The sequence below is a fragment of the Streptomyces sp. AC558_RSS880 genome, from assembly GCF_019049255.1.
In the GTDB taxonomy this organism is placed as follows: Bacteria; Actinomycetota; Actinomycetes; order Streptomycetales; family Streptomycetaceae; genus Streptomyces.
The window spans coordinates 51,820-62,252 of the sequence record NZ_JAGMUJ010000108.1 but is presented as its reverse complement, the minus strand read 5'-3'; the positions used below and the strand labels follow the sequence as shown (position 1 = coordinate 62,252).

Annotated in this window: 2 protein-coding genes; both read left to right on the top strand. The window is 75.3% G+C overall.

Features of this window, described 5'->3' with window-relative positions; translation table 11 throughout:
• The first annotated feature begins 20 nt into the window (after positions 1-20).
• On the top strand, positions 21-8,891 hold the full coding sequence (locus tag KUM38_RS28470; protein ID WP_308409074.1) for an SDR family NAD(P)-dependent oxidoreductase: 8,871 nt from the start codon (positions 21-23) through the stop codon (positions 8,889-8,891).
• Positions 8,888-10,405: a cytochrome P450 gene (locus KUM38_RS28465; RefSeq protein ID WP_217133369.1), complete on the top strand. Its 1,518-nt coding sequence runs from the start codon at positions 8,888-8,890 to the stop codon at positions 10,403-10,405. The genes KUM38_RS28470 and KUM38_RS28465 overlap by 4 nt, the downstream gene beginning before the upstream one ends.
• Positions 10,406-10,433: the final 28 nt, after the last annotated feature.

Below are 10,433 nucleotides of genomic sequence, written 5' to 3'. Positions count from 1 at the left end.
TGCTGGAGGCACTCGCGCCGGTGGAGCCGTCGGGCGGCCGGGTGCCGTTCTACTCCACGGTGACCGGCGGTTTCATCGACACCGCCACGATGGACGCCCGGTACTGGTACACCAACCTGCGCCACCCGGTCGGCTTCGAACCCGCCGTCCGCGCCCTCGTCGACAACGGCACCGGATGCTTCCTGGAGATGTCCCCCCACCCCGTGCTCGCCATGGCCGTGGAGGACACCGTCGCCGCCCACGCCACCGACAACCGCGTCGGAGTCGTCGGTTCCCTGCGCCGCGGCGAGGGCGGACCGGACCGCTTCATGCTCTCGCTGGGAGAGGCGCACGCCACCGGCGTGAAGGTCGACTGGGCCGCCTGCTTCGCCGACTCCGGAGCCGGGCAGGTCGCCCTGCCCACCTACGCCTTCCAGCACAAGAGCTACTGGCTGGACGCCACCGGCCTCGCCGACGCCTCCGCGGTCGGCCTCGGCCGCGTCGAGCACCCCGTCCTCGCGGCCGCCGTACAGGTCGGCGACCGCGACGAGTGGGTCCTGACCGGTCGCGTCTCCCCCCAGGGCCAGCCCTGGACCCGCGACCACGCCCTGTTCGGCACGGTCACCCTGCCCGGCGCCGCGCTGGTGGAGCTGGTCCTCTCCGCGGGCCGCCACGTGGGCTGCGACCTGATCGAGGAGCTGAACCTCGACGCCCCGCTGGTCCTGGACGACGACACCGTACGGGTCCAGGTCACCCTCGGCCGGGCCGACGCCGACGGCCGCCGTGAGGTGGCGGTCTACTCGCGGCCGGACACCGGCGAGGAGCAGTCGACCGAGGCCGTCCGCCACGCGCGCGGCCGGATCGCCCTCGGCGCCGAGCCGCCGTCCGCCCGGCTGCCCGAGTGGCCGCCGGCCGGGGCGGAGCCGGTGTCGGTGGACTCCCTGTACGCGGCCCTGGCCGAACTCGGCCTCGACTGCGGCGCGATGCTGCAGTGCGCGCAGCGGGCATGGACCCTCGGCGGCGAGGTGTACGCCGAACTCGCCCTGCCCGACGGCACCGAGCCCGGCGGTTACGCGATCCACCCGGCCCTGCTGGAGTCCGCGCTGCACACCGCCCCCCGGCCCGACGCCGGCGCGGCACCGTCGGCGGTGTCCTGGTCGGGCGTGAGCCTGACGGGCGACAAGGTCTCCCAGGCGCGGGCCCGCCTCGTCATGGCCGGCGACGGCGCGCTGCGGCTCGACGTCTTCGACGCCGAGGGCGCACCCGTGGCACACGCCGACCGGGTCGCAGTGCGGGCCGCCGACCCGGCCCGGTTCGGGCAGGCGCGCCGCGGCCAGAACTCCCTGTTCCGCCTGGAGTGGTCCCCGGTCACCGCCGGTGCGGCCAGGCCGGTGCGACTGGCCGCGCTCGGCGAGGCCGGGTACGGGGCGGACCGCCACCTCGATCCGGCCGCGCTGGAGCGAGCCGTCGCCGAGGGCGCGCCCGTCCCGCAGGCGGTCCTGGCCGTGATCGGCACACCCGCCGCGCGGACTCCCTCGACGGTGCGTGACGCGGCCGCGCGGGCCGTGTCGCTGGTACGGCAGTGGCTCGCCGCCGGATCGCTGGGCGAGGCCACGCTGGTCGTGGTCACGCGCGGCGCGGTGGCGGTCGGGGACGAGGTTCCCGACGCCGTGCAGGCCGCCGTGTGGGGCGTCGTACGCGCCGCGCAGTCCGAGCGCCCCGGCCGCCTGCTGCTCGTGGACGTGGACGCCGACGGGGAGCAGGAGTGGGGTGCGCTGCTCGCTCTGGACGAGCCCCAGCTCGCCGTGCGCGAGGGCAGGGTGCTGGTGCCGCGGCTGGCCCGGGTGCCGGGCGGGCCGGCGAACCGACCGGAGCCCTTGGACCCCGACGGCACCGTGCTGGTCACCGGTGGCTTCGGCGCGGTGTTCGCCGAGCACCTCGTCACGCGCCACGGCGCCCGCCACGTGGTGCTGGCCGCGGCGAGCGGCGAGGCCGACCGGCTCACCGCCGAGCTGGCGTTCCTCGGCGCGCGGGTGCTCGTCGCGCCCTGCGACGTCACCGACCGCGACGAACTGGCCGCGCTGCTCGACTCCCTGAAACACCCCCTGACCGCGGTCGTGCACGCCGCGGGCGAGCCCGACGCCGGCCTGATCGAGACCCTCTCCGACGAGCGGCTGGAGACGGTGCTGCGGTCCACGGTCGACACGGCCTGGCACCTGCACGAGCTGACCGCGGGCGCCGACCTCTCCGCCTTCGTGCTGTTCTCCTCCTTCGCGGGGCTGGTCGGCATCCCCGGCCAGGCGGCCCTCTCCGCGGCGGACGCGGCCCTGGCGGCGCTGGCGAGCGGCCGCCGCTCGGCCGGCCTCCCCGGCACCGCGCTCGCCTGGGGCTTCTGGGCCGACGACCGGGGCACCGCCGCGACCGGCCCGGCCGACGCCGCGCTCGTCGCGCAGGCCGGGAGCCTCCCGCTGCCCACCGAGCTGGGCCTCGAGCTGTTCGACCGCGGAGTCGCCGCCGGGGAGCCGCTGCTGGCCCCGGTCGAACTGGATCCGGCCGTACTGCGGGAGCAGGCCAGGGCCGGACTGCTGCCCGCCGTGCTGCGCGGCCTCGTCCGGGTGCCCGCCCGGCGCGCGGCGGCCGGCGGCTCCCTGGCACGGCGCCTGGCCGAGGTGCCGGAGGCCGAGCGGGAGCGCGTGGTGCTCGAACTGGTCACGGCACAGGCCGCGTCCGTGCTCGGCCACGCCTCCGCCGACGAGGTCGACGCCGAACGCGCCTTCAAGGAACTCGGCTTCGACTCCGTCAGCGCGGTCGAGCTGCGCAACCGGCTCTCGCGGAGCACCGGCGTGCCGCTGCCCGCGACCGTCGTGTTCGACCACCCCACACCGGTGGCCGTCGCACGGCTGCTGCTCTCGCAGGTCGACGGCACGACGGAAACCGCCCTCCCGGCCGCGCGGACGCCGAAGGGAGCGGTGGACGAGCCGCTGGCGATCGTCGGCATGGGGTGCCGCTACCCCGGCGGCGTCACCTCCGCGGAAGACCTGTGGCAGCTCGTCGCCGACGGCCGCGACGTGATCGGTCCCCTGCCCGCCGACCGGGGCTGGGACCTGGAGCGGCTCCACAGCGAGGACCGTGAGCAGCTCGGCACGACCTACGCCCGCGGCGGCGGTTTCATCGCGGGCGTGGGCGACTTCGACGCCGAGTTCTTCGGCATCAGCCCGCGCGAGGCCATGGCCATGGACCCCCAGCAGCGCCTGCTGCTGGAGACCTCCTGGGAGACCCTGGAGCACGCCGGGATCGACCCGACGTCCCTGCGCGGCAGCGACACCGGCGTCTTCGTCGGCATCACCGGCTCCGACTACAGCCTGCTCGTGCCCGACGAGTACGAGGGCTACCGCGTCACCGGCACCATGTCCAGCGTCGCCTCCGGCCGCATCGCCTACACCCTGGGCCTGGAAGGCCCGGCCGTGTCGGTGGAGACGGCCTGCTCCTCCTCCGGGGTCGCGCTGCACCTGGCGGCGCAGGCGCTCCGGGGCGGCGAGTGCTCGCTCGCGCTGGCGGGCGGCGTGACGTTCATGACGACGCCCATCACGATGACCGAGTTCAGCCGGCAGGGAGCGAACTCCCCGGACGGGCGCTGCCGCGCCTACGCGGCGTCCGCCGACGGCACCGGCTTCTCCGACGGCCTGGGCATGGTGGTGCTGGAGCGGCTGTCCGACGCCCGGCGCAACGGGCGGCGCGTCCTCGGCCTGATCCGGGGCACCGCGATCAACCAGGACGGTGCGAGCAACGGTCTGACCGCGCCGAGCGGTCCCGCCCAGGAGCGGGTGATCCGGCAGGCGCTCGCCAACTCCGGGCTGCGTCCGTCGGACGTGGACGCCGTCGAGGGCCACGGCACCGGCACCGCCCTCGGTGACCCCATCGAGGCGCAGGCCGTGCTCGCCACCTACGGCCGGGAGCGGGACGGGGATCCGCTGTGGCTGGGGTCGATCAAGTCGAACATCGGCCACACCTCGGGGGCGGCCGGTGTCGCCGGCGTGATCAAGATGGTGATGGCGATGCGGCACGGTGTGCTGCCGAAGACGCTGCACGTGGACGCGCCGTCCCCGCACATCGACTGGGACTCGGGCGAGGTCGAGCTGCTGACCGAGGCCAGGGAGTGGACCGGCCACGGCCGGCCTCGCCGGGCGGGCGTGTCGTCGTTCGGGGTGAGCGGCACCAACGCGCACATCATCGTCGAGGAGGCCCCCGCCGACACCCCGGCCGTGCCCTCCGCGACCGCGACTGCGACGCCCGCCCCGGCTTCCGGGACCGCGACGCCCGCCCCGGCTTCCGGGACCGCGACGCCCGCCCCGGCTTCCGCGACGCCCGTGCTGCTCTCCGCGCGCACCGAGGCGGCCGTGCGGGCGCAGGCCGAGCGCCTGCGGCGGCACCTGCTGGACAACCCCGGGCTCTCGGTACCGGACATCGGCCACTCCCAGCTGACCACGCGGGCCCGGCTGGACCACCAGGCGGTGCTCGTCGCCGCCGACCGGGACGAACTGGCCGCCGAGCTCGCCGCCTTCGCCGTCGGCGACGTCACCGAGCAGACGGCCGCGGGCCGTCCCCCCGCCGGCGCCAGGACCGTGTTCGTGTTCCCGGGACAGGGCGCGCAGTGGGAGGGCATGGCGGTCGGACTGCTCGACTCCGCACCGGTGTTCGCGGCGGAGGTCGCCGCGTGCGGTGAGGCGCTGGCGGAGTTCGTGGACTGGCGTCTGGAGGACGTGCTGCGCGGCCTCCCCGACGCGCCGTCGCTGAAGCGGGTCGACGTGGTGCAGCCCGCGCTGTTCGCCGTGATGGCGGGCCTGGCCGCGCTGTGGCGGTCGTACGGTGTCGAGCCGTCCGCCGTCGTGGGTCACTCGCAGGGCGAGGTGGCCGCCGCGTACGTCGCCGGCGGGCTGTCGCTGCGGGACGCCGCCCGGATCATCGCGATGCGCAGCCGGATCGCCCGCGACCGGCTCATGGGCACCAGTTGCCTGGCCTCGCTCGCCCTGCCGCCGGAGCAGGTCGAGGAGCTGATCGCGCCGTACGGGGACCGTGTGTCCGTCGCGGCCGTGAACGGTCCCGCGGCGGTGATCGTCGCGGGCGACCTGGACTCGATCGACGCGCTCGTGGAGCACTGCGACCGCGAGGAGATCCGGGCCAAGCGGATCCCGGCCACCTTCGCCTCGCACTCGCCGCACGTGGAGGTGGCCCGCGCCGAGATGCTGGAGGCGTTCGCCCCGGTCGAGCCGCGCAGTGGGAACGTCCCCCTGTACTCCACGGCACTCGGCGCGTATGTCGACATCGCGACCATGGACGCCGAGTACTGGTACGCCAACCTGCGCAACCCGGTCGGCTTCGAGCCCGCGATCCGCGCGCTGGTCGACGACGGCGCGGGCTGCTTCCTGGAGATGTCGCCGCACCCGGTGCTGGGCGTGGCGATGGAGGAGACCGTCGCCGCCACCGGCGCGGGCCGGGTCGCGGTGGTCGGCTCGCTGCGCCGCCACCAGGGCGGCACGAAGCGGTTCCTGCTCTCCCTCGCCGAGGCGCACATCGCCGGGGTGAAGGTCGACTGGGCCGCCTGCTTCGCCGGCTCCGGCGCCCGGCGGGTCCCGTTGCCCACGTACGCCTTCCAGCGCAAGCGGTACTGGCCGAGCGTCCGCCCGGCGGCCGGCGACCCGGCCGCCTCCGGACTCGGCCGCGTCGAGCACCCGGTCCTGACGGCGGGCATGCGACTCGCCGACCGGGACGAGTGGGTGCTCACCGGCCGCCTGTCCCACGAGACCCAGCCCTGGCTCCGTGACCACGCCGCCTTCGGCCTCCCCGTCGCGCCCAGCGCGACGCTGGTCGAACTCGCGCTGGCCGCCGGCCGTGGCGTCGGGACGCCGCTGCTCGACGAGATGATGTTCGAGTCGCCGCTGCTGCTGCCCGACGGCGCGGCACTGCAGATCCAGGCCATCGTCGGCGCTCCCGACGCGGACGGCCACCGCCCGGTGACGGTCCATTCGCGCCCGGACGGCGACCAGCGCGCCGAGTCGACCCGCCACTGCACGGGCCGGCTCGCACCGGACACCGAGCCCGCCGTCGGCTGGGCCGGCCAGTGGCCGCCCACCGGCGCCGAACCGGTGCCGGTGGACGGGCTGTACGCCGCGCTGGCCGACCTCGGCCTCGACTGCGGACCGGCGCTGCACGGGATACGGGCGGCGTGGCGCTCCGGCGGCGAGGTGTACGCCGAGCTGGCGCTGCCCGAGGACACCGGCGCGGCCGACTACGGCATCCACCCGGCCCTGTTCGAGTCCGCGCTGCACAGCGGTCAGTTGGGCTTCACCGACCGGAGCACGCCGAAGCTGCCGGTCTCCTGGTCCGGGGTGCGGCTGGCCGCGGCCGGCGCCACCGCGGGCCGCGTCCGCGTCGTCCCCGACGGCGACGCCCTGCGGCTGGACGTCTTCGCCGAGGACGGCGCGCTCGTGCTCGGCGTGGACCGCGTCGCCTTCCACGAGGCCGACCCGGACCACCTGGAGGAACTGCGCCGCGGCCAGAGCTCGCTCTACCGCGTCGACTGGGTTCCGGTTCCGGCCGGTGCGGCGACGCCGGTGCGGCTGGCCGCGCTGGGCGGGGCCGCCGGGGCGGTCGCGGACCGGTACGCCGATCTGGCCGCCCTCGAACGGGCCGTGGAGGGCGGCGCGGCTGCCCCGCAGGCCGTGCTCGCCGTGATCACCACGCCGCCCGCCGGCGACGATCCCTCGGCGGTGCGGGCCGCGGCCGACGAGGCCTCGGCCCTGGTGCGGCGCTGGGCGGACCACGAGCGGTCGGGTGACGCCGTGCTGGTCGTGGTGACCCGCCGGGCGGTGGCGGTCCGGGACGGTGAGGTCCCCGACCCGGCGCAGGCGGCGGTCTGGGGCGTGCTGCGGGCCGCACAGTCCGAGCACCCCGGCCGGTTCCTCGTCGTGGACGTGGACGCGGACGCGGCCCCCGAACCGGAGTGGGGCGCGGTGCTCGGCCTCGACGAGCCGCAGCTCGCCGTACGCCCCGGGCAGGTCCTGGCGCCGCGGCTGGCCCTGGTTCCGGTCGGCTCCACCGACCGGCCGGCGCTTTCGGACACCGGCGGCACGGTGCTGATCACCGGCGCCGCGACCCCTGTCGGTGCGTCGCTGGCCAAGCACCTGGCCGCCCACCACGGCGTCCGGAACCTGCTGCTGCTGGACGAACCCCACGCCGTCGCGGACGGGTTGGCCGAGCAGCTGGCGGAACTGGGTGCGCGAGCCCGCGCCGAGGCCTACGACCCCGACCGGCTGGCCGCCCTCGTCGGGTCCCTGGACCGGCCGCTCACCGCGGTCGTCCACACCGCGGGCGGGGCCCGGGGACTGGACCTGGCCTGGCGGCTGCACACGCTGACCGAGCGGACCGGCCTCTCCGCCTTCGTGGTGTGCTCCTCGTTCGCCTCCCTCGGCGGCGGCCGGGCGGAGGACCCGGCGGGCGACGCGGCCGGGGCGGCGCTCGTACGGGCGCGCCGCGCGGCCGGACTCGCGGGCACCGCGCTGGCGTGGGGCCCGTGGGCGGGAGACACCGTGTCCCCGGGAACCGTCGGACTGCCGGCCGAGCGCGCCCTGGAACTGTTCGACCAGGCCCTCGCCGTGGACGCCGCGCTGCTCGCCCCGGTCCAGCTGGACCTCGCGGCCCTGCGGACGCCGGCCCGTGAACGGACCCTGCCGGCGCTGCTGCGCGGCCTGGTCCGCCTGCCCGCCCAGCGGGAGGTGAGCGGCGGGTCGCTGGCGCAGCGGCTGACCGGAGTCCTTGACGCGGACCGCGAGCGGGTCGTGCTGGACCTGGTCAAGGCGCACGTCGCGGCCGTCCTCGGCCACACGGCGGACGACCGGATCGACGCCGAGCGCCGGCTCAGGGAACTCGGCATGGACTCGATGAGCGCGGTCGGGCTGCGCAACCGGCTCTCGCAGGCCACCGGCCTGAGCCTGCCCGTCTCGTTCGTCTTCGAGCACCCCACCCCGGCGGAGATCGCCCGACAGCTCCTCAAGCGGGTCGGCTCGGGCGCGCCGGACGCCGCCGCGCCCGGCCCCGCCGCGGAGACGATCGGGCTGCGGCTCCGGCAGGCCGCCGAGTCCGGAACCCTGCCGGAGGCGCTGCGGCGGCTGGTGGACGCCGCGGCCACCAGGCCGGCCTTCTCGTCGGCCGCCGAACTGCCCGACACCGGCGGGCGGCTCGCACAGCTGGCCTCCGGACCGGGCCGGGTGAAGATCGTCTGCGTGCCGTCCTACGTCTACGTGGTCGGCTCCGGCCAGGAACAGTTCATGCGGCTGGCCGACCGTTTCGAGGGAGTGCGGGACGTACATGTCTGCTCCCTGCCGGGATTCGGGACCGAGCTGTCCCCGCAGTCCCGGGAGGCCGCCCTGGAACTCCTGGACGACGCGATCCGCGGGGCCGTCGGCGACGCGCCGTTCGTGCTGGTCGGCTACTCCATGGGCGGCGCCGTGGCGCGCTCGCTGGCCGAACGCCTGGAGTCCTCCGGTGCCGCGCTCGCCGGGGTGGCCATGATCGACACCCTGGCGTTCGACAGCGACGAGGACGAGGCCGGCCGCGAGTTCGCCGCCCTGCTGGCCGAGATCCTCACGCAGGAGCGGCGCGAGATCTCCGTCGACGACGCGAGCTGGCTGTCCATGGGCGCCTACCTGCGCCTGTTCACCGGCCTGCGGCCGGAGCCCGTCTCCGCCAGGACCCTCATGATCCGGGCGACCGAACCGCTCGGCGCCGCGACGCCCGACGGCCCGCGGTGGCAGGACACCGACGACCACGTCGAGGTCGTCGCCGACCACTTCGCCCTGATCGAGGCCGCCGCAGCGGACACCGCGGAGGCGATCGAGAGGTGGATCGGGCGATGAGCGGCGCAGGGGACACCACGCCGGAGCACCTGACCCAGCGGCAACGAGACAAGGAAGCAAGGAAAGAAATGGACCACTCCAGCAACGCTCACGACGCGACGGGTACGGCCGCGGGCAAGTGCCCGGTCGACCACTCCTCGCCGGCCCCGCGGGAGGTCGTTCCGTCCACCGCGCTGCCCGTGGTGGACATGCCCCGGCTGAAGCAGGTGCTGAGCATCTGGGCCCGCCCGGAGCCCTACCTGAAGAAGTGCCGCGCCACGTACGGCAGCCGGTTCCGCGTGACGATCATTCCCGGCGTGCCCCTCTACGTGATATCGGCACCGGACGACGTCAAGCAGATGTTCACGGCGCCCCGGGACGTCCTGCACACCGGTTCCAGCAACACCCCCATCGAGAAGTGGACCGGCCAGAACGGCCTCGCCTGGCTGGACGAGGAGGAGCACACCGCGCGGCGGCGCGGCGTCATGCCGAGCTTCCGCGGCGACGCGCTGAAGCGCGTCGAGCAGGAGGTCGTCCGGCTGGCCGAGCAGGAGGTCGCGTCCTGGCCGCGCGACCGCGCCGTGTCGGTCCACCCCTTCGCGCACCGCTACACCACCAAGGTGATCCTCGAAGTCCTCTTCGGCGAGCACCGTCCCTCCTGCGAGGACGAGATGTTCCGGGAGGTGATGAAGATGCTGGAGTTCAACTCGCGCCCGGCGACGATGCGCCCGTTCCACCTGCTGCCCGCCTGGAAGATGAAGCTGACGCGCATGCTCCGGCCCAACGGCGTCAACGAGTTCCTGACCCGCCGCGACCGGGTCCACCGGATGGTGGAGGCGGCCATCGAGGAGCGCGAGCGGTCCGGCGAGTCCGGTGACGACCTGCTGGGCGTGATGCTCGGCATCACCGACGCGGACGGCTCCACACCGAGCCGGACCGAGATGCGCGACGAGATCATGACCCAGTTCCTGGCCGGCACGGAGACCACCGCCTCCGCCATCTGCTGGGCACTGGAGTTCCTCACCCGGCACCCCCGCGTGGTCGAGCGGCTGCGCGAGGAGATCGAGGACGGCACGGGCGACGCGTACCTGACGGCGGTGGTGCACGAGGTGCTGCGGCTGGGCCCGCCCATCCAGCAGATCGTCCCCCGCGAGGTGGTCAAGCCGATCGAGATCGGCGGCGTGCGCTACCAGCCCGGCGATCGCCTGTGGGCCAGCGCCTACCTGCTCAACCGGGACGAGCACAACTACCCGCAGCCCGACGAGTTCCGGCCGGAGCGCTTCCTCGGCGTCAAGCCCGCCTCGCACACGTGGATCCCGTTCGGCGGCGGCCACACCCGCTGCCTCGGCGACCGCATCGCGCTCGTGGAGCTGAAGGCCACACTGACCGAGATCCTGACGACGTGCGACGTCGAACGCGCCGACGCCGAGCCGGAGTCCGCGCACAGCCGCACGGTCGTCAACATTCCGAGGAACGGTGCCCGCATGGTGTTCCGCCCGCGCAGGAAGGTGAAAGCCGGGGCGGCCACGGCCTGAGGCGGGCTGTCGCGCGGCAGGACACCGG